This is a genomic window from Streptomyces sp. V4I2 (assembly GCF_030817655.1).
Lineage (GTDB): Bacteria > Actinomycetota > Actinomycetes > Streptomycetales > Streptomycetaceae > Streptomyces > Streptomyces plumbiresistens.
Map to the genome: position 1 here is coordinate 2,981,074 of NZ_JAUSZM010000003.1, position 25,059 is coordinate 3,006,132.

Annotated in this window: 21 protein-coding genes; 6 read left to right on the top strand and 15 right to left on the bottom strand. The window is 69.8% G+C overall.

All coding sequences use genetic code 11. The features are described from left to right. Positions 1 to 5 precede the first annotated feature (5 nt). The 4 genes from QFZ76_RS14600 to QFZ76_RS14615 all read left to right on the top strand — a co-directional run bounded on the left by QFZ76_RS14600 (position 6) and on the right by QFZ76_RS14615 (position 4,900). Positions 6 to 1,364: a DUF2252 domain-containing protein gene (locus tag QFZ76_RS14600; RefSeq protein WP_307674137.1), complete on the top strand. Its 1,359-nt coding sequence runs from the start codon at positions 6 to 8 to the stop codon at positions 1,362 to 1,364. 68 nt (positions 1,365 to 1,432) lie between these two features. Then, positions 1,433 to 2,179 (top strand): hypothetical protein, encoded by a 747-nt coding sequence (locus QFZ76_RS14605; protein ID WP_307674138.1) that lies wholly within the window; start codon positions 1,433 to 1,435, stop codon positions 2,177 to 2,179. A gap of 147 nt (positions 2,180 to 2,326) precedes the next feature. Then, positions 2,327 to 3,139 (top strand): thioredoxin domain-containing protein, encoded by an 813-nt coding sequence (locus QFZ76_RS14610; protein WP_307674139.1) that lies wholly within the window; start codon positions 2,327 to 2,329, stop codon positions 3,137 to 3,139. Between the two features lie 99 nt (positions 3,140 to 3,238). Next, positions 3,239 to 4,900: an alkaline phosphatase gene (locus QFZ76_RS14615; protein ID WP_307674140.1), complete on the top strand. Its 1,662-nt coding sequence runs from the start codon at positions 3,239 to 3,241 to the stop codon at positions 4,898 to 4,900. A gap of 26 nt (positions 4,901 to 4,926) precedes the next feature. On the opposite strand, the gene QFZ76_RS14620 is transcribed toward QFZ76_RS14615, so the two are convergent. Beyond that, a complete protein-coding gene (locus QFZ76_RS14620; RefSeq protein WP_307674141.1) occupies positions 4,927 to 5,496 on the bottom strand; it encodes a dienelactone hydrolase family protein in 570 nt (189 codons plus the stop codon). A gap of 131 nt (positions 5,497 to 5,627) precedes the next feature. On the opposite strand from QFZ76_RS14620, the gene QFZ76_RS14625 reads away from it, so the two are divergent. Continuing rightward, positions 5,628 to 6,752, top strand: a complete 1,125-nt coding sequence (locus QFZ76_RS14625; protein ID WP_307674142.1) for a mechanosensitive ion channel family protein — start codon at positions 5,628 to 5,630, stop codon at positions 6,750 to 6,752. An 89-nt stretch (positions 6,753 to 6,841) separates the two neighbouring features. Here the strand turns inward: QFZ76_RS14625 and QFZ76_RS14630 are convergent, their stop codons facing one another. From QFZ76_RS14630 to QFZ76_RS14650, 5 genes are all read right to left on the bottom strand, one after another. Then, positions 6,842 to 8,428, bottom strand: a complete 1,587-nt coding sequence (locus tag QFZ76_RS14630; RefSeq protein ID WP_307674143.1) for a Na+/H+ antiporter — start codon at positions 8,426 to 8,428, stop codon at positions 6,842 to 6,844. 143 nt (positions 8,429 to 8,571) lie between these two features. Then, positions 8,572 to 9,042, bottom strand: a complete 471-nt coding sequence (locus QFZ76_RS14635; RefSeq protein WP_307674144.1) for a GNAT family N-acetyltransferase — start codon at positions 9,040 to 9,042, stop codon at positions 8,572 to 8,574. Further along, the gene (locus tag QFZ76_RS14640) at positions 9,039 to 9,983 is read right to left on the bottom strand and encodes an RluA family pseudouridine synthase (RefSeq protein ID WP_307674145.1); all 945 of its coding nucleotides are present in this window, start codon (positions 9,981 to 9,983) and stop codon (positions 9,039 to 9,041) included. The genes QFZ76_RS14635 and QFZ76_RS14640 overlap by 4 nt, the downstream gene beginning before the upstream one ends. Positions 9,984 to 10,035: 52 nt before the next feature. After that, on the bottom strand, positions 10,036 to 10,605 hold the full coding sequence (gene lspA, locus QFZ76_RS14645) for a signal peptidase II (RefSeq protein WP_307674146.1): 570 nt from the start codon (positions 10,603 to 10,605) through the stop codon (positions 10,036 to 10,038). A 79-nt stretch (positions 10,606 to 10,684) separates the two neighbouring features. Then, positions 10,685 to 12,442 (bottom strand): TraR/DksA C4-type zinc finger protein, encoded by a 1,758-nt coding sequence (locus QFZ76_RS14650; protein WP_307674147.1) that lies wholly within the window; start codon positions 12,440 to 12,442, stop codon positions 10,685 to 10,687. 604 nt (positions 12,443 to 13,046) lie between these two features. On the opposite strand from QFZ76_RS14650, the gene ileS reads away from it, so the two are divergent. Continuing rightward, the gene (ileS, locus tag QFZ76_RS14655; protein ID WP_307674148.1) at positions 13,047 to 16,199 is read left to right on the top strand and encodes an isoleucine--tRNA ligase; all 3,153 of its coding nucleotides are present in this window, start codon (positions 13,047 to 13,049) and stop codon (positions 16,197 to 16,199) included. Positions 16,200 to 16,400: 201 nt separating this feature from the next. Here the strand turns inward: ileS and QFZ76_RS14660 are convergent, their stop codons facing one another. The 9 genes from QFZ76_RS14660 to ftsW all read right to left on the bottom strand — a co-directional run bounded on the left by QFZ76_RS14660 (position 16,401) and on the right by ftsW (position 25,023). Continuing rightward, positions 16,401 to 17,606, bottom strand: a complete 1,206-nt coding sequence (locus QFZ76_RS14660; protein WP_307674149.1) for a DivIVA domain-containing protein — start codon at positions 17,604 to 17,606, stop codon at positions 16,401 to 16,403. A 46-nt stretch (positions 17,607 to 17,652) separates the two neighbouring features. Beyond that, complete coding sequence (locus tag QFZ76_RS14665; RefSeq protein ID WP_266440999.1) at positions 17,653 to 17,937, bottom strand: YggT family protein; 285 nt, start codon at positions 17,935 to 17,937, stop codon at positions 17,653 to 17,655. A gap of 71 nt (positions 17,938 to 18,008) precedes the next feature. Continuing rightward, positions 18,009 to 18,668: a cell division protein SepF gene (locus QFZ76_RS14670; protein ID WP_307674150.1), complete on the bottom strand. Its 660-nt coding sequence runs from the start codon at positions 18,666 to 18,668 to the stop codon at positions 18,009 to 18,011. Positions 18,669 to 18,797: 129 nt separating this feature from the next. After that, positions 18,798 to 19,517: a YggS family pyridoxal phosphate-dependent enzyme gene (locus tag QFZ76_RS14675; RefSeq protein WP_307674151.1), complete on the bottom strand. Its 720-nt coding sequence runs from the start codon at positions 19,515 to 19,517 to the stop codon at positions 18,798 to 18,800. Between the two features lie 6 nt (positions 19,518 to 19,523). Beyond that, positions 19,524 to 20,255 (bottom strand): peptidoglycan editing factor PgeF, encoded by a 732-nt coding sequence (gene pgeF, locus QFZ76_RS14680; protein ID WP_307674152.1) that lies wholly within the window; start codon positions 20,253 to 20,255, stop codon positions 19,524 to 19,526. Then, the gene (gene ftsZ, locus QFZ76_RS14685) at positions 20,252 to 21,454 is read right to left on the bottom strand and encodes a cell division protein FtsZ (protein ID WP_307674153.1); all 1,203 of its coding nucleotides are present in this window, start codon (positions 21,452 to 21,454) and stop codon (positions 20,252 to 20,254) included. The genes pgeF and ftsZ overlap by 4 nt, the downstream gene beginning before the upstream one ends. Positions 21,455 to 21,733: 279 nt before the next feature. Further along, positions 21,734 to 22,528 carry a cell division protein FtsQ gene (gene ftsQ, locus QFZ76_RS14690; protein WP_307674154.1) on the bottom strand — a complete coding sequence of 265 codons (795 nt, stop codon included), beginning with the start codon at positions 22,526 to 22,528 and terminating at the stop codon, positions 21,734 to 21,736. A 38-nt stretch (positions 22,529 to 22,566) separates the two neighbouring features. Continuing rightward, entirely contained in the window at positions 22,567 to 23,664 is a 1,098-nt protein-coding gene (murG, locus tag QFZ76_RS14695) for an undecaprenyldiphospho-muramoylpentapeptide beta-N-acetylglucosaminyltransferase (RefSeq protein WP_307674155.1), read from the bottom strand. 6 nt (positions 23,665 to 23,670) lie between these two features. After that, positions 23,671 to 25,023: a putative lipid II flippase FtsW gene (ftsW, locus tag QFZ76_RS14700; protein ID WP_307674156.1), complete on the bottom strand. Its 1,353-nt coding sequence runs from the start codon at positions 25,021 to 25,023 to the stop codon at positions 23,671 to 23,673. Between the last annotated feature and the right edge of the window lie 36 nt (positions 25,024 to 25,059).

Genomic DNA, 25,059 nt, shown 5'->3' on the forward strand with positions numbered 1-25,059 from the left:
CAGCGATGTCGGTTCCACAGCTCAACGACGAGCACCGCGGCGAGGAGATCCTCGCCGTCTTCGACACCGCATTCGGCCAGCTCCTGGCCGCCGACCCGGCCGCGTTCCGCGTCAAGTTCCGGAAGATGGCGGCCTCGGCCTTCGCGTTCTACCGTGGCACGGCGTGCCTCTTCTACCACGACCTCGAGGCCGAGAGCGCCGGGCAGGGTGGTGGGAGGGTACTCAGTGGCCCGTACCTGGACGAGCGCACCTCGCGCGTGTGGATCCACGGCGACCTGCACGCGGAGAACTTCGGCACGTACATGGACTCCACCGGCCGGCTGATCTTCAACGTCAACGACTTCGACGAGGCGTACGTCGGCCCCTTCACCTGGGACCTCAAGCGCTTCGCCGCCTCCATCGCCCTGGTCGGGTACGCGAAGGCGCTCGGCGACGAGCAGATCACCGATCTGGTGCAGGTGTACGCGGGCGCCTACCGCGAGCGGATCCACGCCCTGGCCACCGGCGCCAAGCGGGACGAGGTGCCGCCCTTCACCCTGGACACCGCCCAGGGCCCGCTCCTGGACGCGCTGCGGGACGCCCGCTCGCTGACCCGCTTCGGCCTGCTCGACTCGATGACGGAGATCCGTGACTTCGAGCGCCGCTTCGCCCCGGGCGGCGGCTCCATCGAGCTGGACGCGGCCACCCGCTACAAGGTCCTCGCGGCCTTCGACGGCTACCTGGAGACGCTGCCGGACTCGTCCCTGGCCCGCCCGGACTCGTACCGCGTGAAGGACGTCGTCGGACGCCGCGGCATCGGCATCGGCTCGGCCGGTCTGCCGTCGTACAACATCCTCCTTGAGGGCCACAGCGACGCCCTGGAGAACGACGTCGTGATCTACATCAAGCAGGCCCAGACCCCGGCCGTCTCCCGGCACATCACGGACTCGGCGATCCGGGACTACTTCCAGCACGAGGGCCACCGCACGGTGATCTCGCAGCGCGCCCTCCAGGCGCACGCCGACCCGTGGCTCGGCTGGACCGAGCTCGGCGGCATCGGCCAGCTGGTCGCCGAGGTGTCGCCGTACGCCGTGGACCTGGACTGGGGCGACATCGACGACCCGGAGGAGATCGCCGCGGTCGTCGCCGACCTGGGCCGGGCCACCGCCACCATGCACGGGGCGGCGGACGACCAGTCCGGTGAGTCCCTGGTGCCCTTCTCCACCGAGCGGGCCATCGACGCGGTGCTCGCGGCGGACTCCGACGACGGCGCCGGCTTCGAGAGCCTCCTGGTCGACTTCGCGCACGACTACGGCGCACGCGCGCGTGCCGACCACCAGATCTTCGTGGACCTGTTCCGCAACGGCCGGATTCCGGGTCTGTGACGGAACGGCCGCGCACAGGGATCCTTTAGGGGTCCCTTACAGGCCCGCGTGACAGACTCTCCTCCGCTATGGACATATCCGGGACCCAGCTCAGAGCCGTGCGCGCGGCGCTGTTCACGGCACTCGTCGTGACGCTCAGCACCGCGTCGCACGTCCTGCTGTCCCGGGCCCCGCTGCCGCTGAACACGGTGGTGGTGGTCGCCGCCGCCGTGTTCGTGATCGCCTACGCCCTGGCCGGCCGCGAGCGCGGCTTCGGCCGGATCGCCGCCCTGCTGATCCCGCTGGAGCTGGCCGCCGACACCGTGTTCACCACCGGCCAGCACGTCTGTTACGGCGCCGCGGGCGGCCCGGTCACCGGCCCGCTGCGCTCCGTCGGCTTCGACGTGCTGTGCGGCGACGGCACCAGTGTCGGCGCCCCGCTGGCCCAATTCGGCAGGGGCGGCGCGCAGCGCCTCCGTGAGGGGTGGGGGTCGGGCGGCGGGTGGGAGGGCTCCGGCCCCGAGCGGCTCGGCGGTCTGCTCGCCCACGCCGACCCGGCGACCGCCTGGCTGCTGCTCGGCGCGCACATCGGCGTGGGCCTCCTCGCGGCCGCCTGGCTGCGCCGCGGCGAGCACGCGCTGGCCCAGCTGCTGCGCGCGGTGACCGCGACCACCTTCCGGCCGCTGCTGCTGGCGGTCGCGGCGGTGACGGTGGTGCCGTCGCCCTCCGTGCGCCGCCCGCGGCACCCCGGCCACCGTACGACCACCGCGCGCGAGCGGATCCTCGTGCACTCCCTGGGACGGCGTGGACCGCCGTGCTCAGGCGCTTTTGCCTGAGCGTCTGCTCTCGGCCGAGCGTCTGCTGTCGCCTGAGCGTCTGCTCTCGCCCGAGCAGCGCCGAAGAGCGCCGAACGCACCTGAGCACCACCAGTCCCCCATACGTATCCCGCACACGACGTGTGCGCCTCCCCTACGGAGATCACCATGGCAAAGCGGAACAGCCAGGCCGCGAAGTCCGCCGCCCGCGAGCGCCTGCGCCAGGAGCGCGAGCGCCAGGCCAAGCGCGCCAAGATCAAGCGGCAGGTCATCGTGGCCGGCTCCATAGTCGGCGTCCTGGCGATAGCCGGCGGCATCAGCTACGCGGTCGTCCAGGGCAACAAGCCCGGTTACTGGGACGCCGCGAAGGACGACAAGCTCGTCAAGCCGGCCAACACCACGGGCACGAACGGCACGACCGTGGTCACCGGCGAGAGCAGCGCCAAGAAGACCCTGGTCATGTACGAGGACCCGCGCTGCCCGGTCTGCGCCCAGTTCGAGCAGACCGTCGGCGCGACGGTGGACAAGGGCGTCGAGGACGGCAAGTACAAGATCGAGTACGTCGGTGCCACCTTCCTCGACAACGGCCTGGGCGGCGAGGGCTCCAAGAACGCGCTCAGTGCCCTGGGCGCCGCGCTGAACGTCAGCCCCGAGGCCTTCCTCGAGTACAAGACCGCGATGTACTCGGCGAAGTGGCACCCGGAGGAGTCCGACGACAAGTTCAAGGACGACTCCTACCTGATCAAGGTGGCCGACACGGTCCCCGCCCTCAAGGGCAACGCGAAGTTCCAGAACGCCGTGAAGAACGGCACCTTCGACAAGTGGGCGCTGGAGATGTCGGCGAAGTTCGACGACAGCGGCGTGTCGGGCACCCCGACCCTGAAGATGGACGGCAAGACCCTGACCGGCTCGGACGGCAAGAACGCGCCGATGACGGTCGCCGACTTCAACACGGCGATCGAGGCGGCCCTCAAGGCCTGACCCCGATCGCCGCTCGAAGAGCGACCGTCGGCCAAAGAGCGGGCGAACTTTTGCGAGTTCGCCCGCTCTCGTTCATACCGATCAGTAACCTGATCGGCCGTGACGAGTCGATACAGAGCATCCGAGCAACTCAACTCCCTGTCCCCGCGCCGCCGTACGGTCGTCAAGGCCGCGGCGGCGACCGCTGTCCTGGCCGGCCCGCTGGCCGCCGCGCTGCCCGCCCGGGCCGCCACGGACGCCCCCGCCTTCCTGCACGGCGTCGCCTCCGGCGACCCGCTCCCCGACGGCATCCTGCTGTGGACGCGGGTGACGCCCACCGCCGAGGCGGAACCCGGCTCCGGGCTCGGCCCGGACACCCCGGTCGACTGGGTCATCGCCAGGGACAAAGCGCTGACGACCATCGTCGCCAAGGGCTCCGTCACCGCGACCGCCGCCTCCGACCACACCGTCAAGGCGGACGTACGCGGCCTGGAGCCCGCCACCGACTACTGGTTCCGCTTCTCCGCCGGCGGCACCGACTCCCCCGTGGCCCGCACCCGCACCGCCCCCGCCGCCGACGCGGCCGTCCCGAACCTCCGCTTCGGCGTGGTCTCCTGCGCCAACTGGGAGGCCGGCTACTTCTCCTCGTACCGCCATCTCGCGGCCCGCGGCGACCTGGACGCCTGGCTGCACCTGGGCGACTACATCTACGAGTACGGCACCGGCGAATACGGCACGCGCGACACCGTCGTACGGCCGCACGCGCCCACCCACGAGATCCTCACGCTGGCCGACTACCGCACCCGGCACGGCCGTTACAAGACCGACGCCGACCTCCAGGCCCTGCACGCGGCCGCGCCCGTCATCGCCATCTGGGACGACCACGAGTTCGCCAACGACGCCTGGTCGGGCGGGGCCGAGAACCACACCGAGGGCGCGGAGGGTGTTTGGAGCGCGCGTCAGGCCGCCGCCAAGCAGGCCTACTTCGAGTGGATGCCGGTGCGCACCGCGGTCGCGGGCACCACCTACCGGCGGCTGCGCTTCGGCAAGCTCGTCGACCTCTCCCTCCTGGACCTGCGCTCCTTCCGCTCGCAGCAGGTCGCCGTCGGCAACGGCTCGGTCGACGACCCGGACCGCACGCTCACAGGCCGCGCCCAACTCGACTGGCTGAAGGCCGGACTGAAGACGTCCGACACCACCTGGCGGCTGATCGGCAACTCGGTGATGATCTCGCCGTTCGCGATCGGCTCCCTCACCGCCGACCTGCTGAAGCCGCTCGCCGAGCTGCTCGGGCTGCCGAAGGAGGGCCTCGCCCTCAACACCGACCAGTGGGACGGCTACACGGACGACCGCCGCGAGCTGCTGGCCCACCTGCGCGCGAACGCCGTCCGCAACACGGTCTTCCTGACCGGCGACATCCACATGGCGTGGGCCAACGACGTGCCGGTGGACGCCGGGACGTACCCGCTGTCCGCCTCGGCCGCCACGGAGTTCGTGGTCACCTCGGTCACCTCCGACAACCTCGACGACATCGTGAAGGCCCCCCAGGGCACGATCTCCGCGCTCGCCGCGCCGATCATCAAGGCCGCCAACCGGCACGTCCACTGGGTCGACACCGACCGCCACGGCTACGGCGTCCTGGACATCACCGCCGCCCGCGCGCAGATGGACTACTACGTCCTGTCCGACCGCACCAAGCCGGACGCGACCTCGTCCTGGGCCCGCTCGTACCGCACCCGCAGCGGCACCCAGAAGGTCGAGCGGACGTACGACCCCGTGTAGCCACGGGGTTACAGGCCCTACTGGCCCTACAGGCTGTCGAGGAAACCGAGCGCCACCCGCCAGGTGGCCTCGGCGGCCTCCTCGTCGTAGTCGGGCAGGTCGGGGTCGGTGTACAGATGGCCGGCCCCGGCGTACCGGTACACCTCCACATCCGCACCCGCTCTGCCCATCTGGAGATACCAGGCGCTCAGCCAGTCGTCGGTCTCGAAGGGGTCCGGCTCGGCGACGTGCAGTTGGACGGGCAGCTCGTCCACGGCCGCGTTCGGCGCGATGTCCGACGTGCCGTGCAGGAGCAGCAGCCCGCGGGCCTTGTCGTCGCCGAGCGCGAGGGTCTGCGCGATGGAGGCGCCGAGCGAGAACCCGGCGTAGACCAGCCCGCGTTCCGAGTAGGGCGCGGCGGCCAGGACGGCCCGCTTCAGCAGCTCGTCCTTGCCGATCCCGTCGTTGAAGGCCATGCCCTCCTCGACCGTCTCGAACGTACGCCCCTCGAAGAGGTCCGGCGTCCACACCTCGTGTCCGGCCGCGCGCAGCCGGTCCGCCGCCGCGCGCACCGCGGGCCTGAGACCGAAGGTCGAGTGAAAGAGCACGATGTTCATGAGGACATGGTGCCAGCCGGGTACGACAACGCAGGTCATGGCGGCGCTCCCCGCGTGCGGCCACGGCCGTACCCACCTTGAGCGCGAAGTCACATGTTCATGTGCGCCCGGGGCCGGTTACGTTCGTGGGCATGGAGAATCTGCTCCGCCCACTCATCGTGGTCGGCGGGTCGGTCGCGCTCACGCTGGTCATCGGCTGGGCCACCGACCTGCTGCTGCGCAAGGCCGACGCACGGCATCACGAGACCCCTCTGTGGGGTCTGCTGCGCCGCGGCCGCATCCCCTACCAGCTCGTGCTCTGCGCGGCCATGCTGAGAGGGTCGTTCGACGAGGCGCAGCTGCTGGAGCAGCACCGCGTCGGCATCGGCCAGACCCTCACACTGGTGCTCATCGGGGCCGCGGCGTGGCTGGTGATCCGGATCGCCGCCGCGATAGTGGAGACGTCGTACAGCCGCTACGCGCGCGCCCACCGCGATCCGGCCCGGGTGCGGCGCGTGCGGACCCAGGTGACGCTGATCATGCGGGTGGTCGCCGCGGTCGTCGGTGTGGTGGCGGCGGCCACGATGCTGCTGACGTTCCCGGCGTTCCGCGCGGCCGGCGCCTCGCTGCTGGCCTCGGCCGGAATCCTCGGCATCGTCGCCGGTGTCGCCGCCCAGTCGACGCTCAGCAACATGTTCGCGGGACTGCAGATCGCCTTCGGCGACATGGTGCGCATCGGCGACACGGTCGTGGTGGACGGCGAGTGGGGCACCGTCGAGGAGATCACGCTGACGTTCCTGACCGTACGGACCTGGGACGAGCGCCGGATCACCATGCCCGTCTCGTACTTCACGTCCAAGCCCTTCGAGAACTGGTCGCGCGGCACTCCGCAGATGACCGGCATCGTCTTCTGGCACGTCGACCACGCCGCGCCGGTGGACGCGATGCGCGAGAAGCTCCGCGACATCCTGCGCGAGTGCCCGGCCTGGGACGGCCGCGCCTACGGCCTGGACGTCACCGACACCACCCCGAACACCATGGAAGTACGGGCCCTGATGACCGCCAAGGACGCCGACGACATCTGGACGGTACGCGTCACGGTCCGCGAGGGCATGATCCGCTGGCTGGCCGCGGAACACTCGTACGCCCTCCCCCGCGTCAACACGGCGGACGCGGCCCTGCCCCCGAACCGCACGAACGGCCGCGTCCGGGACGACATCTCACGCGACGGCGTGGCCGCGAGCCGCGGCCACGAGCCACCGCGCGGGGGCGCCTGACGCAGCCAAGCAGTCTCGACCAACTGGAAACGAGTGGTGCGCGGCTGGGAAACCAACACAGCAACCCCCACCCGCCCGCACCCGGCAACTCACCGCAGACTACGCACATCCAGATGCCGCAGCACCCGATCCACCACCTCCGGATCGGCCCCCAGCTCACTCCGCGCGGCCAACACCTCATGCCGAGCCGCGCTCAACATCTCCCCCTGGATCCGGCGCACCCGCTTCAGCCTCCGCACCCGCTGCTCATGCGCCTCCCGCCGCTCGTCCTCCCCCACCTCGGGACTGATCCGCACCCCGATGTCGTACGCCCGCCGCAGCATCTGCTCGGACAACTCCTCCGGCAACTCCTCGACGGCCTCGATCTCCCTGAGCCTCCGCTTCGCCGCCTTCGCCGCCCGCACGGCCAGCGCCTTCTCGAACTCCTTCTCCCGGTCCGTGTCCGCCTGCACGCCCAGCCGTTTCACCAGCCACGGCAGGGTCAGCCCCTGAAGCACCAGCGTGGCCATGATCACCCCGAACGCGATGAACACGATCTCGTCCCGGTCGGGAAAGGCCGACCCGTCATCGGTCTCCAGGGGAATCGCCAACGCCAGCGCGACGGACGCCACCCCCCGCATCCCCGACCACCACATGACGACGGTCTCCCGCACGCTCATCGGGATGTCCTCGTCGTGGTCCCGCCTGGCGTGCAGCCGCTTGGTGAGCCAGGTGGCCGGCAACAGCCACACCAGCCGTACGAGGACGACCACACCCACGATCGCCGCCGCCCACCCGAGCATCTCGCCCCACCGCCCGGACGCCGTCCGGATCGCGTTGTGCAGCTCCAGGCCGATCAGCCCGAACGCGACCCCGGTGACCAGCGTGTCGACGATGTCCCAGAAGGTATGCCCGGCGAGCCGAGTCATCACGTCGTCGGGATCGGTGGCGTACTCGGCGAGGAACAGCGCCGTGGTGAGCACGGCGAGCACCCCGGACCCGCGGAACTCCTCGGCCAGCACGTAGGAGGCGAACGGCACCAGCAGCGTCATCCCGATCTGCAGGGTCGCGTCCCCGAGCAGATCCATCAGCTTGTTGGCGCCCCAGCCCAGCACGATCCCGACGGCCACCGCCACCACGGCGGACAGCACCAGGTCCAGCCCCGCCCGCCACGGTGAGAAGGTCCCGCTGACGGCCGCGGCGATCGCCACGTGGTACAGCACGATGGCCGTCACGTCGTTGAAGAGCCCCTCGCCCTCCAGGATGGACACCAGCCGCCTCGGCAGCCCGAGTTGTCCGGCGACGGCGGTCGCGGCGACCGGATCGGGCGGCGCCACCAGCGCGCCGAGCGCCACCGCGGCCGCGACCGGCAGCCCCGGCACGATCGCGTTCGCGACGACGGCCACACACACCGTGGTGACGAACACCAGCGCCACGGCCAGCAGGAAGATCGGCCGCACATTGGCGGCGAACTGCCGCCAGGACGTGCGCCGTACGGCCGCGTACAGCAGCGGAGGCAACAGCAGGGGCAGGATGAGATCCGGCGGGATGTTGACGTTCGGCACGAAGTCGAGCAGCGCGAGGACGATCCCGAGGAGCGTCATCAGCACCGGCGCCGGCAGCCCCAGCCGGTCTCCGACCGGAACGCTCATCACGGCCCCGAGCAACAGCACGAACAGCAGGGCCAACTGATCCACGGTCAGCGCTCCGGGTCGTCTCGGTGGTCGTCTCGGTGGTCGTCTCGGCGGTCACACAGCAGACCTCAAGCCTGCCACGCCACCGTGTTCACCGGCCGTCGACGCCCCCCGTCGCAGCCCCCCGCCACAGCAGGAACGGCCGGCTACAGCACGCGCCGCATCGCCCGGTGCGGCATCCCGGCGTCCGGGAACTCCGCGCCGTACGCCACGTACCCCAGCCGCTCGTAGAACCCCAGCGCGTGCGTCTGTGCGTGCAGGTCCACCGCCGCGAGCCCACGCGCGCGTGCCGCGTCCTCGACCGCCCGGACGAGGACGGCTCCGACGCCGAGCCCCCGCGCGTCCTTCGTCACGGCGAGCCGACCCAGCGATCCCACCGCCGGGTCGCCGTCGGTCCTGTCCGCGGCCGCCTCGCCGTACAGCAGCCGCCCGGTCCCGAGCGGTGTCCCGTCCTCACGGACCGCCAGCACATGCACGGCACCGGCGTCGTACGCGTCGTACTCCAGGTCCGCGGGCACGCCCTGCTCGCCGACGAAGACCTCCTTGCGCACCGCGAAGCACGCCTCACGGTCGGCGAGGTCCTCGGCGACCCGCACGACGTACGACGCCGGGCTCATGCGTAGGTCTCCTCGCGAACCTGGTCGAGCGCCTCCTGCAGGTCGTCCGGGTAGTCGCAGGAGAACTCCGCCCACTGCCCGTCACCGGGGTGCTCGAAGCCCAGCCGTACGGCGTGCAGCCACTGGCGGGTCAGGCCGAGCCGCTTGGCGAGCGTGGGATCGGCGCCGTAGGTCAGGTCGCCGACGCACGGGTGGCGGTGGGCGGCCATGTGGACGCGGATCTGGTGGGTGCGGCCGGTCTCCAGCTTCACGTCGAGCAGGGAGGCCGCGCGGAACGCCTCGATGAGGTCGTAGTGGGTCACCGAGGGCTTGCCCTCGGCCGTGACCGCCCACTTGTAGTCGTGGGTCGGGTGGCGGCCGATGGGCGCGTCGATGGTGCCGCTGGTCGGGTCCGGGTGGCCCTGGACGAGGGCGTGGTACCGCTTGTCGACCGTGCGCTCCTTGAACTGGCGCTTGAGCGAGGTGTACGCGTACTCGGACTTGGCGACCACCATCAGGCCGGAGGTGCCCACGTCGAGGCGGTGCACGATGCCCTGGCGCTCGGCGGCGCCCGAGGTCGAGATGCGGTACCCGGCGGCGGCGAGCCCGCCGATCACGGTCGGTCCGGACCAGCCGGGGCTGGGGTGTGCGGCCACGCCGACCGGCTTGACGATCACGACCACGTCGTCGTCGTCGTGCACGATCTCCATGCCCTCGACCGGCTCGGCGACGATCTGCACGGGGGCGGGCGCCTGCGGCATCTCGACCTCCAGCCAGGCGCCGCCGTGCACCCGCTCGGACTTCCCGACCACCGATCCGTCGACCAGGACCTTCCCCGCGGCGGCGAGCTCCGCGGCCTTGGTACGGGAGAAGCCGAACATGCGGGAGATGGCGGCGTCGACACGCTCGCCCTCCAGGCCGTCGGGCACGGGCAGGGTTCGGATCTCGGGAATGGTGCTCACCCGTCGAGTATGCCGGACAGGTCCGACACTCTCGTACGAGAGTCCGGGCTCCTCAGTCCTTGTGGACGGTGCCGTCCGGATCGAGACCCTTGAACGACAGCAGCACGATCAGGATGCCGCCACAGACGATCGCCGAGTCGGCGAGGTTGAAGACCGCGAAGTGCTTCGGCGCGATGAAGTCGACGACCGCGCCCTCGAACACCCCCGGCGACCGGAAGATCCGGTCGGTCAGGTTGCCGAGCGCACCGCCGAGCAGCAGGCCGAGCGCGATCGCCCAGGGCAGGCTGTAGAGCTTGCGGGCGAGGCGGGCGATGACCACGATCACGGCCGCCGCGATCACCGTGAAGATCACGGTGAACGCCTCGCCGAAGCCGAAGGCCGCGCCCGCGTTGCGGATGGCCTCGAACCTCAGCCAGTCCCCGATGATCTCGATCGGCGCGTGGTGCTCCAGCTTGGCGACCACGATCATCTTGCTGATCAGGTCGAGGGCGTACGCGACGACCGCGACGGCGAACAGCACGGCGATCCGCCGCTTGCCCCGCGGCCGCTCCGCCTCGGCGGCGTCCTCCGACGCGTCCGCTGGAGTGTCCGGCGTACCGATGATGCGCTCCGCCTCTGCCACGTGAGTCCCTCAACCTAGATACCTGACTGAGGACGAGGGTACGTCACACCCCCCGGCGCCCATGTGATCAGTCACGTGATCAGTACCGTCGTTCCTGCTTCTGCTTGCACTCCACGCACAGGGTGGCCCGCGGGAAGGCCTGCATGCGCGCCTTCCCGATGGGGTTGCCACAGTTCTCGCACAGGCCGTAGGTGCCCGCGTCGAGCCGCTCCAGGGCGCGCTCGAACTGGATGAGCATCTCGCGCGCGTTGGCCGCGAGGGCCATCTCGTGCTCCCGCGTGATGTTCTTGGTGCCGGTGTCCGCCTGGTCGTCGCCGGCGCCGTCCCCGGAGTCCCGCATCAGCCCCACGAGGGAGGCCTCGGACGAGGCGATCTCGTCGCGCAGCCGCGTCGCCTCGGACGACAGTTCGGCCCGCGCCTCCGCGACCTCTTCCGGCGTCCAGGGGTCCTCACCGGGGCGCACCGCGAGCTCGCCGGGCTCCGCCGCGGCGACCCGTGCCTTGGGAACTGCGGTCTTCGCCGCCGTGGCCGTGCCAGGAGTCTTCTTCGCAACCACTGTCGTGGCTCCCGTCTGCTCCGCGGCCTGCGCCGCGCCCGCCTTCTTGGCCATGCTTCCGGCCGTGCTCTTCTCGCCCGCGGTCGTCTTGGCCACGGTCGTCTCAGCCGCAGTCGTCTCAGCTGAGCCCTTCTCTGCCACGCCCTTCTTGGCCGCAGTCGTTTTGGCCGCGCTCTTCTCGCCGACGGTCGTCTTGGCCGCGCCTTTTTCGGCCGCCGCCGTCTTGGCCGCGGTCGTCTCGGCCGCGCCCTTCTCAGCCGCACTCTTCTTAGCCGTGCTCTTCCCGGCCGCGCCCTTTTCGGCCGCCGTCGTCTTGGCCACGGTCGTCTCAGCTGCGCCCTTCTCAGCCGCGCTCCTCTCGGCCGCAGTCGTCTCGACCATGGTCGTCTTGGCCGCGCCCTTCTCGGCCGCGCCTTTCTTGGCCGCAGTCCTCTCGTCCGCGTCCTTCTCGGAGGTGCTCTTCGTAGAGCTGCTCTTCTCGGCCGCAGTCGTCTCGTCCGCGCCCTTTTCGGCCGCCGTCGTCTTGGCCACGGTCGTCTCAGCTGCGCCCTTCTCAGCCGCGCTCTTCTTAGCCGTGCTCCTCTCGGCCGCAGTCGTCTCGACCATGGTCGTCTTGGCCGCGCCCTTCTCGGCCGCAGTCGTCTCGGCTGAACCCTTCTTGGCCGCAGTCCTCTCGTCCGCGTCCTTCTCGGAGGTGCTCTTCGTAGAGCTGCTCTTCTGGGCAGCGGTTTTCTTCGCCCCCGCCGCCTTCGTACCCGTTTCCTTCATGGCCGCCGCCTTCTTCGCCACGGCATTCTTCGCTGCGGGCTTCTTCGCTACGGCCTGCTTCGCCGCCGCTTTCTTGCCCGCCGCCCTCTTGCCTCCCGCCACCTCCTCGGCGCCCGACGCCTTCTTGCCGCCCGACGCCCTCTTGCCCGCCGGTCTCTCCGTCCCCTCCTCGACCGCGGCCTTGGCAGGAGCAGTCTTGGAAGCGGCGACCTTCTTCACCGGCGCCGTTTTCTTCACCGGCCCCGTGTCCTTCGCCGCCGCCTTCTGCGAAACGGCCTTCTTGGCCGCCACACGCTCACCCGTGCCTGCACCCGCCCGCGCCCCCGCCCCCGCCCCCGTGCTCTTCCCGGCGGTCTTTCTCGCCTCCGTACCGACCGTCTTCACGGCCTTGGCCTCCCGCTCGGCCGCGCCCCGCTGCGTGCTCTTCTTCCCGCCGACGTTCTTGGCCGCACCGCCGGAGGCACCCGTGGACCCGGACGCCGACTGCTGTACGGCGGTCTTCTTCGCCACCATGGCCGCGGCCCCTTCACATATTGTGATCTTGCACGCGAATCGTGCTGGGACGATAAATCGACTTGAGTCCCGCGGCAACGGGGCGCACCGCCCGATTCGCCCGCCTCGCGCATGCCGCGCGGCAAACCTGCATGCGTTGTGCCCAACTCCCCGCCGGGTAATCCGCCGAGCCGGGCGTCCCGAGAATCGAACACGCGCACTTCGCCATTCGGGTCACGCCCGGCCCCCGCCGAGCCCCGGCCCCGGCCGCCGTAAAAGCGGTCGGCCGCTGTCCCCGCGGCGCCGTACACTGGGCGGAGCGAAAAGCGTGGATGGGGACGAGTAGCGACGTACGCAGCCCAGAGCGACCCGGGGACGGTGGAAGCCCGGGGGCGAGCGCGACGTGAAGATCACCCCGGAGCCGCCGGAAGAAAGCCGCAGCGAACCAGCCGCGGCCAGTAGACCCGGCCTCGCGACCCCAATGAGGGGGCTCACTGGTGCGTACGGCGCACCCGGGAGCCAAGGAGGGTGGTACCGCGGGAGCGCGCCGAAGGCGGCGCAGGGAATGACACAGCTCTCGTCCCTCCGGACGGAAGGCAGCAAGTCCGCCGGAGGAAGCTCGCTGATGACAACGCCGACGTACCGCCAGGTGCCCGCCCAGGTCGACCTGCCCGCGCTCGAGCACGCCGTGCTCGACTTCTGGCGCGAACAGAAGATCTTCGCCAAGACCCTGGAACAGTCCGAGGGCCGCCCCGAGTGGGTGTTCTACGAGGGCCCGCCCACCGCCAACGGCATGCCGGGCGCCCACCACATCGAGGCACGCGTCTTCAAGGACGTCTTCCCCCGCTTCCGCACCATGCGCGGCTATCACGTGGCCCGCAAGGCCGGCTGGGACTGCCACGGCCTGCCGGTGGAGATCGCCGTGGAGAAGGAACTCGGCTTCGACGGCAAGAAGGACATCGAGACGTACGGCATCGCGGAGTTCAACGCCAAGTGCCGCGAGTCCGTGACCCGCCACACCGACGCCTTCACCGAGCTCACCAACCGCATGGGCTACTGGGTCGACCTGGACGACGCGTACCGCACGATGGACCCCGAGTACGTGGAGTCCGTCTGGTGGTCGCTGAAGGAGATCTTCGACAAGGGCCTGCTGGTCCAGGACTACCGCGTCGCCCCCTGGTGCCCGCGCGACGAGACGGGTCTGTCGGACCACGAGCTGGCGCAGGGCTACGAGACGATCGTCGACCCGTCCGTGTACGTCCGGTTCCCGCTCACCTCCGGTCCGCTCGCCGGCCAGGCAGCGCTCCTGGTGTGGACGACGACCCCTTGGACGCTGGTCTCCAACACGGCCGTCGCCGCGCATCCCGACGTCACCTACGTCGTCGCGACGAACGGCACAGAGAAGCTCGTCGTCGCCGCGCCGCTCGTCGAGAAGGCCCTCGGCGAGGGCTGGGAGGTCACGGGCGAGACGTTCACCGGCGCCGAGATGGAACGCTGGACCTATCAACGTCCGTTCGAGCTCGTCGAGTTCCCGGCACCGGCCCACTACGTGGTCAACGCCGAGTACGTGACGACCGAGGACGGTACGGGTCTGGTCCACCAGTCCCCCGCCTTCGGCGAGGACGACCTCAAGGTCTGCCGCGCGTACGGCCTGCCCGTCGTGAACCCCGTCCGCAGGGACGGCACGTTCGAGGCGGACGTCCCCCTCGTGGGCGGCGTCTTCTTCAAGAAGGCGGACGAAAAGCTCACCGAGGACCTCCACAACCGCGGTCTCCTCTTCAAGCACATCCCGTACGAGCACAGCTACCCGCACTGCTGGCGCTGCCACACCGCGCTCCTCTACTACGCGCAGCCGTCCTGGTACATCCGCACCACGGCCGTCAAGGACCGCCTCCTTCAGGAGAACGAGAAGACCAACTGGTTCCCGGACACCGTCAAGCACGGCCGCTTCGGCGACTGGCTGAACAACAACATCGACTGGGCGCTCTCCCGCAGCCGTTACTGGGGCACGCCGCTGCCGATCTGGACCTGCGAGGACGGCCACCTCACCTGCGTCGGCTCCCTTGCGGAGCTCTCCGAGCTGACCGGCACCGACCAGTCCGGCCTCGACCCGCACCGCCCGTACATCGACGAGGTCACCTTCGCCTGCCCGAAGTGCCAGAAGACGGCCACACGCGTCCCGGAGGTCATCGACGCCTGGTACGACTCGGGTTCGATGCCGTTCGCGCAGTGGGGCTACCCGCACAAGAACAAGGAACTCTTCGAGTCCCGGTACCCCGCGCAGTTCATCAGCGAGGCCATCGACCAGACCCGCGGCTGGTTCTACACGCTGATGGCGGTCGGCACCCTGGTCTTCGACAAGTCGTCGTTCGAGAACGTGGTGTGCCTCGGCCACATCCTCGCCGAGGACGGCCGCAAGATGTCCAAGCACCTGGGCAACACCCTGGAGCCGATCCCGCTGATGGACCAGCACGGCGCGGACGCGGTCCGCTGGTTCATGGCGGCCGGCGGCTCGCCGTGGGCGGCTCGCCGCGTCGGCCACGGCACCATCCAGGAGGTCGTCCGCAAGACGCTCCTCACATACTGGAACACGGTCGCCTTCCAGGCCCTGTACGCCCGTACGTCCGACTGGGCCCCCAGCGAGGCCGACCCGGCCCCCGCGGACCGGCCCGCCCTCGACCGCTGGCTCCTGTCCGAACTCCACGCGCTCACCGACCAGGTGACGCAGGCCATGGAGGCGTACGACACCCAGCGCGCCGGAAAGCTCCTCTCGGCGTTCGTCGACGACCTGTCCAACTGGTACGTACGCCGCTCCCGTCGCCGCTTCTGGCAGGGCGACAAGGCGGCGCTGCGCACCCTGCACGAGGTCGTCGAGACGGTCACCAAGCTGCTGGCCCCGCTGACCCCGTTCATCACCGAGCGGGTCTGGCAGGACCTGGTGGTGCCCGTCACGCCGGGCGCCCCCGAGTCGGTGCACCTCACGTCCTGGCCCGAGGCGGACCTGTCCGCCATCGACCCGGAGCTGTCGAAGCAGATGGTCCTGGTACGACGGCTGGTGGAGCTGGGCCGTGCCACGCGCGCGGAGTCGGGCGTGAAGACGCGTCAGCCGCTGCGGCGCGCACTGGTCGCGGCGACGGGCTTCGCCTCGCTCGACCCCGAGCTGCACGCGCAGATCACGGAGGAGCTGAACGTCGAGTCGCTGGCGTCGCTGTCCGAGGTGGGCGGCTCGCTGGTCGACACGACGGCGAAAGCCAACTTCCGTGCGCTGGGCAAGCGGTTCGGCAAGCGGGTCCAGGACGTGGCGAAGGCCGTCGCGAACGCGGACGCCGCTGCCCTGTCCCTGGCACTGCGCGAGGGCACGGCGTCGGTGGAGGTCGACGGCGAGACGATCACGCTCGCCCCGGACGAGGTGATCATCACGGAGACCCCTCGCGAGGGCTGGTCGGTGGCCTCCGACTCGGGCGCCACGGTCGCGCTCGACCTGGAGATCACCGAGGAGCTGCGTCAGGCGGGCCTGGCCCGTGACGCCATCCGTCTGATCCAGGAGGCCCGCAAGAACAGCGGCCTGGACGTGGCCGACCGCATCGCGCTGCGCTGGACGGCGACGGACCCGGCGGTGGTCGCGGCCCTGTCGGAGCACAGCGGTCTGATCGCCGAGGAGGTCCTGGCGACCGACTTCCTGAATGAGCACAGCGCCCAGGGCGAGACGGACGACACCTACGGCTCCCCGTTCACGGACGAGGGCCTGTCCCTGACGTTCCGCCTGCGCAAGGCGTAACCAACGGCACGAAGGCCCGGGTACACCGAGAAGATCTTGGTGCACCCGGGCCTTCGGCGTTGCGTACGCAGGACAGGTGCACCGGCACCCGAACACGCACGGCAAGAACCCCGCACGCGCACGGCAAAAAGGCTGGGCCCCGGATCAAAATCCGGGGCCCAGCCCTGAACGCTGCCGACGCCTACGGCGTACTCATAACCGTCAGTTGTCGTCCTCGTCGATGAGGAAGCCGCGCATCGGCGAGGGAGCCTGGCCCATCGGCGACGGGCCCTGCGGCCGTACCGGCGCCATCGGCTGGGTCATCGCCGGGGACATCTGCTGCTGGCCGCCGTAGGACGGGGGGGCCGGAGCCGGGCCACCGCCCATGCCCTGGTTGCCACCGCCGTACGACGGGGCGCTCGCGCCGGCCGGAGCCATGGAAGGCGCCGGGGACGGCGGCAGCGACGCGGTCGCCGGAGTGCGCGGCGGGGCCAGCGAGTCGTCCGCCTGGGTCTCCAGCTGACGCAGCTGCGACTCCAGGTAGGACTTCAGACGCGTGCGGTACTCGCGCTCGAAGCCGCGCAGATCCTCGACCTTGCGCTCCAGCGTGGCGCGGGCGGACTCCAGGGAGCCCATCGCGACGCGGTGCTTCTCCTGCGCGTCCCGCTCCAGGGCGTCGGCCTTGGCACGGGCGTCACGCTCGAGACCCTCGGCACGCGAACGCGCCTCGCCGACGATCTTGTTGGCCTCGGAACGAGCCTCGGCGATCGCCTGGTCGGCGGTCTGCTGAGCCAGCGAGAGAACACGGGCGGCACTGTCGCCACCGGGTCCCTGACCGTGGCCGCCCATCGGACCGCCCATGGGGCCGCCCATCTGCTGCTGCATGGGCGGCTGACCGCCCATGGGGCCCTGACCCATCGGACCCTGGCCCATCGGACCGGGACCCTGCGGGCCGCCCTGGCCGCCACTGGGACCGGCAGGCAGCTGCGGGGCGCCGCTCGGCAGCTGGGGCGGGCCACCCATGGGGCCACCCATCTGCTGCTGCGGCGGGCCAGATATGCCGGCGGGCACCGGGCCGCCGGGCCCACGCATGCCCTGCTGCGGCATTCCCTGCTGGGGCATCCCGCCCTGCTGAGGCATTCCGCCTTGTTGGGGCATCCCGCCCTGCTGAGGCATCCCGCCCTGCTGGGGCATCCCCTGCTGCTGGTCCTGCTGCTCCGGCGGCTTGCGCATGTTCTGCTGGTTCTGGGCAGCAGCGCGCGTGGCCGCGGCCAGCTTGGCACGCAGGTCCTCGTTCTCGCGGAGCAGGCGAGTCAGTTCGGCTTCGACCTCGTCGAGGAAGGCATCGACCTCGTCCTCGTCATAGCCTTCTCGGAGGCGGACGGTCGTGAACTGCTTGTTCCGCACGTCCTCGGGGGTCAACGGCATCTCTTCACCTCAACGTAGTCGTCGGCATTCGGCAAGACCGTATCGTTCACAGCCGGCTCACGACGGAGATCAGGATGTAGACGATGATCATCAGTACGAAGAAGGACAGGTCGAGCGCCACGCCCCCGAGACGCAGCGGCGGAATGACCCGCCGCAGAAGCTTGAGCGGTGGATCAGTGACCGTGTAAGTGGCCTCCAGAACGACCACCATCGCCTTGCCGGGCTGCCACGAGCGGGCGAACTGGAAGACGTAGTCCATGACCAACCGGAAGATCAGCACGATGAGAAAGCACATCAGCGCGATGTAGATGACATCCAGGACCACGCTCATTGGCTGTGCTTCCCTCTCCCCTGTTCCGTGCTGCCGGGTACTACTTGTACTGCTGTTTCCGGTCGAGTATCTCAGCTCTGGTTGAAGAACCCGCCCTCTGCGATACGGGCCTTGTCCTCCGCCGTGACATCGACGTTAGCAGGCGACAACAGGAACACCTTCTGCGTCACCCGCTCGATGCTGCCGTGAAGACCAAACACCAAACCGGCCGCAAAGTCGACAAGTCGCTTCGCGTCTGTGTCATCCATCTCAGTCAGATTCATGATCACCGGGGTGCCCTCACGGAAGTGTTCCCCGATAGTACGGGCCTCGTTGTAGGTCCGCGGGTGAAGCGTGGTGATCCGGTAAGGCTCTCGTTCCGACACGACCTTGGGCATGATCACCGGTGCGTTCTTCTCCAGGCTTGCGCGTTCTTGTGTGATGGATGCCACGGGCGCAATGCGCGCCGGACGCCCGGATTCCGCGCCTAGCGAAGCGGATCGGGGCAACGGGTCGCGCGGCGCCGGAGCCTGCACCACTCTTACCGATTCGTCCCTTTCAGGCTGATGTGCCTGGTGGGACTGGTGCGAACCATGCGACTGGTGCGACAGCTCATGCCGTCGACGGTCCCGCTCGGGCTCCGGGTCCAGTTCGGGTTCGAAGTCGTCGTCAGGGTCGAAACCGCGGCCATCGTACCCATCGTCCTCCACGAGGCCGAGGTAGACCGCCATCTTGCGCATCGCGCCGGCCATTCTCTGAGTCCTCCGCTCTGTGGTGGATCGGCTGACGACTGCCAAGTGCCCGCGATCCACTAGGTCGTTATGCCCGCTGTACTGCGGTAATGACCATATTTTCTGCTGTGGTCCGACTTCCTGGCGACGTTACCCGAGCCTGGGGCGTACTCCGAGTACCGCGGTGCCGACGCGTACATGTGTCGCTCCGGCCGCCACGGCCTGTTCGAGGTCCGCACTCATCCCTGCCGAGACCATGTTCGCAGCCGGATGGGCTCGGCGCAGGTCGGTCGACAAATCCATCAACCGCTCGAACGCCGCCTGTTGGCGCCCCGCGTACTCCCCGGTGAGCGGCGCGACGGTCATCAGCCCGTCGAGTCGCAGCCCCGGAGCGTCGGCGACGAGGTCGGCCAACTCCTGGATTCCACCAGGTCCTACACCACCCCGCTCCCCCCTGCCGCTCTCGTCCGCGTCGAGTGCGACCTGCAGGAGACATCCCACCTCACGCCCGACCCGCACGGCCTCTTTGGACAGAGCCGTGACGAGCTTGGAACGATCGACGGACTGCACGAGATCCGCATAACCGACCACGGATCGCACCTTGTTGGTCTGCAACTGACCGACGAAGTGCCAAGTAAGGGGCAGATCCGTACATTCCGCAGCCTTGGGCGCCGCGTCCTGGTCGCGGTTCTCGGCGACGTGACGCACACCGAGCTCCGCCAGCATGCGCACATCGCTCGCGGGATACGTCTTGGTGACCACGATCAGCGTGACTTCCTCACGCTTGCGCCCCGCGGCCGCACACGCGGCGGCGATGCGCTCCTCCACTTTCGCCAGGTTTCCGGCGAGTTCACCCTTACGGTCCGTCATGCCCCATCAGTCCAGCCAGATATATCCCGCGAGTCGCCCCGTGGTGCGCTCGCGGCGGTATGAGAAGTGATCGCCCGACTCCAGCGTGCACACCGGCGACTGCTCCCGGTCGCGCACCCCGAGCCGCTCGAGCTGAGCGTGCACCCCGGCGGTCACGTCGACCGCGGGGGTACCCCAGCCCGTCTCGGCGTGTGCCGCCGGTTCGACTGCCGCGACCTCGGCGCGCATGGCGTCCGGCACTTCGTAGCACCGGCCGCAGACGGCGGGTCCGGTGCGGGCGACGATCCGGGACGGCTCGGCGCCCAGCTCCGCCATGGCCCGTACGGCGGCGGGGACGACCCCGGCGATCATGCCGGGCCGGCCCGCGTGGGCCGCGGCGGCGATCCCCGCGACCGGGTCGGCCAGCAGGACGGGCGTGCAGTCGGCGGTCAGAACGGCGAGGGCGAGTCCGCGCCGGGCGGTGACGACCGCGTCGGCCGAGGGGATCTCCGAAGCGGAACCCCAGGGTCCGTCCACTACCGCCACGTCGGCCCCGTGCACCTGGTTCATCCAGACCACCTGAGCGGGGTCGAGCCCCAGGGACTTGGCGGCCAGTTCGCGGTTGGTCCCCACGACTTCGGGGTCGTCGCCGACCGCACCGCCGAGGTTGAGCTCCTCATACGGAGCGGCGCCCACCCCGCCCCACCGGTCGGTGAAGGCGAAGTGCGCGCCGCTCACGCTCTCGCGCTGCCCTATCACTTCAGGAAGTCCGGCACGTCCAGTTCCTCGGCCGCGCTGTCCGAGTAGGAGCGCGACGGCGGGACCGGCGGGGAGACCGGAAGGTCGGCCACCGGCTCGGGCGCCGACTCCTCCTCCTTCGGCGTGACGCTGCCGAGCGAGCCGAAGGACGGGCGGCTCTCGGTCTGCCGTACCGGAGTGGGCTCCTCGCGGCGGCCCGAGGACGAGGACGCCGAGGACGAACCGAGGACGGTGTCCCGGCGGGCCGGCGGCTGGCCGCCGTCGAAGCCGGCCGCGATCACCGTGACCCGGACCTCGTCGCCGAGGGCGTCGTCGATGACCGCGCCGAAGATGATGTTGGCCTCGGGGTGGGCGGCCTCGCTCACCAGCTGGGCGGCCTCGTTGATCTCGAACAGGCCGAGGTCGGAGCCGCCGGAGATGGAGAGCAGGACGCCCCGGGCGCCGTCGATGGACGCCTCGAGCAGCGGCGAGGAGATCGCCATCTCGGCGGCGGCCACCGCGCGGTCGTCGCCGCGGGCCGAGCCGATGCCCATGAGGGCCGAACCGGCCTCGGACATGACCGACTTGACGTCGGCGAAGTCAAGGTTGATCAGGCCGGGCGTGGTGATGAGGTCGGTGATGCCCTGAACACCGGAGAGCAGGACCTGGTCCGCCGACTTGAAGGCGTCGAGGACCGAGACCTGGCGGTCCGAGATGGACAGCAGCCGGTCGTTCGGGATGACGATGAGGGTGTCGACCTCTTCGCGGAGTTCGGCGATGCCGTCCTCGGCCTGGTTCGCGCGGCGCCGTCCCTCGAAGGTGAACGGGCGCGTGACCACGCCGATGGTGAGGGCGCCGAGCGTGCGTGCGATGTTGGCCACGACGGGCGCGCCGCCGGTACCGGTGCCGCCGCCTTCACCGGCCGTCACGAAGACCATGTCGGCCCCCTTGAGGACCTCCTCGATCTCCTCGCGGTGGTCCTCGGCGGCCTTGCGGCCGACAGCCGGGTTGGCTCCGGCGCCGAGTCCGCGGGTGAGTTCGCGGCCGACGTCGAGTTTGACGTCGGCGTCGCTCATCAACAGCGCCTGCGCGTCGGTGTTGATGGCGATGAACTCGACGCCCTTGAGACCGACCTCGATCATCCGGTTGATGGCATTGACACCACCGCCGCCGACACCGATGACTTTGATGACTGCGAGGTAGTTCTGCGGTGCTGCCACGTCGAAGGCCTCTCGCCTCGAGTTACGTGTCGCCGCCTCGCGGCGTTGCCGCGGTCCGACGACTGATGCCGATTGGGACGGTCCGTATCGCCGACCCGAACCCTAACGTTGAAGTTTAGGGTTACCAGTGTGTCTGTTCCCTGGAGTCTTCTGAACAGGACACTAAGTCGACAAGTGGCGCACGTTCAACGAACACGCCGAACCTCCCGTTTTTCTTTTCACCCTATGTGATCAGGCGTAGCGCTGCCCAACCAGGGTGCTGGCCTGCGCTGATGTGCGTCAACTCCCTGATGACGCGGGCGCGGTGGGAACGCTGACGTCGAAGTACCGGGCATCGGGAGAGGCTTTCATCAGAGCCGTGAGCGTACGGGCCTTCGCGGCACCCTTCTCACCACTTCCCCAGGAGACGGTCCGGCCGTCGCTCAACTCCAGCGAGATGTCGTCGTACGAACGCACCTTGAGGGCCTGGGTCCGCCGCGCGACGGCGGCCGGAATGGCACCGGCGACACGGACCGCCTCCCGCACCAATCGGTCCTCGCCGAAACGGCGCAGGCTCGCGGCGCGGGAGCCCGGCTGGGACAGGGTCAATTCGAGTGCGGCGACGCCTTTCGGGGCTTCGGAAACCGTGGCGAATCGGACACCTTCATCGTCCGCTTCGACAAAGTTTCGGCCCTTTTGGACAAGCAGAACCGGAGTGCGCTCAGTCACTTTCAGTCCGATTCCATGGGGCCAGGAACGCACCACGTCAACCACGTCAATTCGGGGCAATTTCCGCCGCAGACGCGCCTCAATCGCATCGGTGTCGACGGAAATCAGCGGAGCGCCGACCGGGACGTCGGCGGCCTCGCGCACCTCAGCGGGCGTCAGGATCCTGGTTCCGGAGACCGATACGCGCTCCACGCGCAGCCAGTTCGAGCCGTACAGCACCCAGACGGAACCGGCGCCGACGAGTACCAGCGCGACGGCGAGGATGATGATCGTACGAAGTCGCGGTGGGATGAGCCTTCGGGCGGGCGGCGGGCCGGACGACTCCTGTTGGCGTTCACCGCGCTCGGCGGTCGTCGATCCGGCCACGCTCCCTGCCTTCCGGTCATACGGGCCCGTATACAGTCCTATCGGTGTGCACGACTGGCGGCGATCGCCTCGTACACCATGCCGACGAGCAGCTCGTCGGCGTCCCGTCGGCCGAACTCACCGGCTGCGCGGGACATCTGGAACAGCCGGTGCGGGTCGGCGAGCACGGGCAGGACGTTCTGCTGTACCCACTCGGGCGTCAGGTCCGCGTCGTCGACCAGGAGTCCGCCGCCGGCCTTGACCACCGGCTGGGCGTTCAGCCGCTGTTCGCCGTTGCCGATGGGCAGCGGGACGTAGGCGGCCGGGAGCCCGACGGCGGAGAGTTCGGCGACGGTCATCGCGCCCGCACGGCAGAGCATCATGTCGGCCGCGGCGTACGCGAGGTCCATCCGGTCCACGTACGGTACCGGGATGTACGGGGGCATCCCCGGCATCTGGTGCACCTGCGGCAGTTCGTTCTTCGGGCCGACCGCGTGCAGGATCTGGATCCCGGCCTGCTGGAGGTATGGCGCGACCTGCTGGACCACCTCGTTGAGCCGGCGTGCGCCCTGCGAGCCGCCGGAGACCAGCAGCGTCGGCAGGTGCGGGTCGAGCCCGAAGGCGGCGCGCGCCTCGGGGCGCACGGCCGCCCGGTCCAGGATGGCGATGGAGCGGCGCAGCGGGATGCCGATGTAGCGGGCGTCGCGCAGCTTGCTGTCCGGGGTGGAGACGGCGACCTTGGCCGCGTACCGCGAGCCGATCTTGTTCGCCAGGCCGGGCCGGGCGTTGGCCTCGTGGATGATGATCGGCACGCCGAGGCGCTTGGCGGCGAGGTAGCCGGGCAGCGCCACGTAGCCGCCGAAGCCGACGACGGCGTCCGCCTTGGTGCGCTCCAGGATCTGCTCGGCGGCCTTGATCGTGCCGCGCAGCCGGCCCGGGACGGTGATCAGCTCGGGAGTGGGCCTGCGTGGCAGCGGTACCGCGGGGATCAGTGCGAGATCGTAACCCCGCTCCGGTACGAGCCGGGTCTCAAGGCCCCGCTCCGTGCCCAGGGCCGTGATTCCCACGGTCGGGTCCTGCCTGCGCAGGGCGTCCGCGAGGGCGAGCGCGGGCTCGATGTGGCCGGCGGTCCCCCCACCGGCGAGTACGACATGCACCGAAATTCACCGCTCTCCGGACGTACGTGCCGAGGCACGCCGTCGCATCGTGTTCCATCTCCGAGGCCCCCGCACAGGGCCTCCCGCCCGCTTTCTACCAAAGCGGGGTTGCCGCATCGAAAGCGCCATCCGCGCAGCGGGATCCTCACGCGCGAACGCGATCAGCAACCCGATGGCGAACATGGTCGGCAACAGGGCGGAACCCCCGTAGGAGAACAGCGGGAGGGGGACACCGGCGATCGGCAGCAGACCGAGCACCGCACCGATGTTGATCACCGTCTGCGCGGTGATCCAGGTGGTCACACCTCCCGCGGCATACCTGACGAAGGGGTCCTCCGTGCGTCCGGCCACGCGGATACCCGCATAGCCTAGAGCCGCGAAGAGGGCGAGCACGGACAGCGTCCCCGCCAGGCCCAGTTCCTCACCGGTCACGGCGAAGATGAAGTCCGTGTGCGCTTCCGGGAGTTGGCCCCATTTTTCCACACTCGCGCCGAGCCCGGAACCGAAAAGGCCGCCGGAGGCGAGGGCGTAGATGCCGTGCACGGCCTGCCAGCAGTCGGCTCCCGCGGACCTCGGCTCGGTGGCGCCGATGCACTGGAGCCGGGCCATGCGGTTGGGGCTGGTCTTGATAAGGATCACACCGAGCGTGGCGGCGATCGACAGTACGCCGACGAACAGCCGGGTCGGCGCCCCCGCCAGCCACAGCAGGCCGAACAGGATCGCGGTGAGGATGATCGCCGTACCCATGTCGCCGCCGAGCATGATCAACCCGAGCAGCATGAAGGCGACCGGTACGAGCGGCACCAGCATGTGCTTCCACTGGGTCAGCAGCTTCTTGTCCTGCTTGCGGGCGAGCAGGTCGGCGCCCCAGAGCACGAGCGCGAGCTTGCCGAACTCGCTGGGCTGGATCTGGAAGGAGCCGCCGAGTGAGATCCAGTTCTGGTTGCCCTTGATCGACATCCCTATCCCCGGCACCTGCACCAGGGCCATCAGGAACACGGCGCCCGCCAGGATGGGGTAGGCCAGCGCCCGGTGCAGCTTCACCGGCATCCGGGAGGCGATCAGCAGCAGCACCCCGCCGATGACGGCCGCGAGGAGCTGCTTGCGGAAGAAGTACGAGCCCGGCAGGGACATCTGCAACGCCGTGATCTGGGAGGCCGAGTAGACCATCACCAGTCCGAGCACGGTGATCAGCAGGCTGCCGCCGAGGATCAGGTAGTAGGCGGTCAGCGGCCGGTCCCAGGCGCGGCGGGCGCGCAGGTACAGGCCGAGGAGCAGGTTCTCGCGCGGTGCCCGGGGGGCGGCGGGACGTCTGACGGCCCGCCGCACGGGCGGGCGCCCGGTTCGGCTACCGGGCATCGCAGACCTCACTGTACGTCGACGGTCCCACGCGTC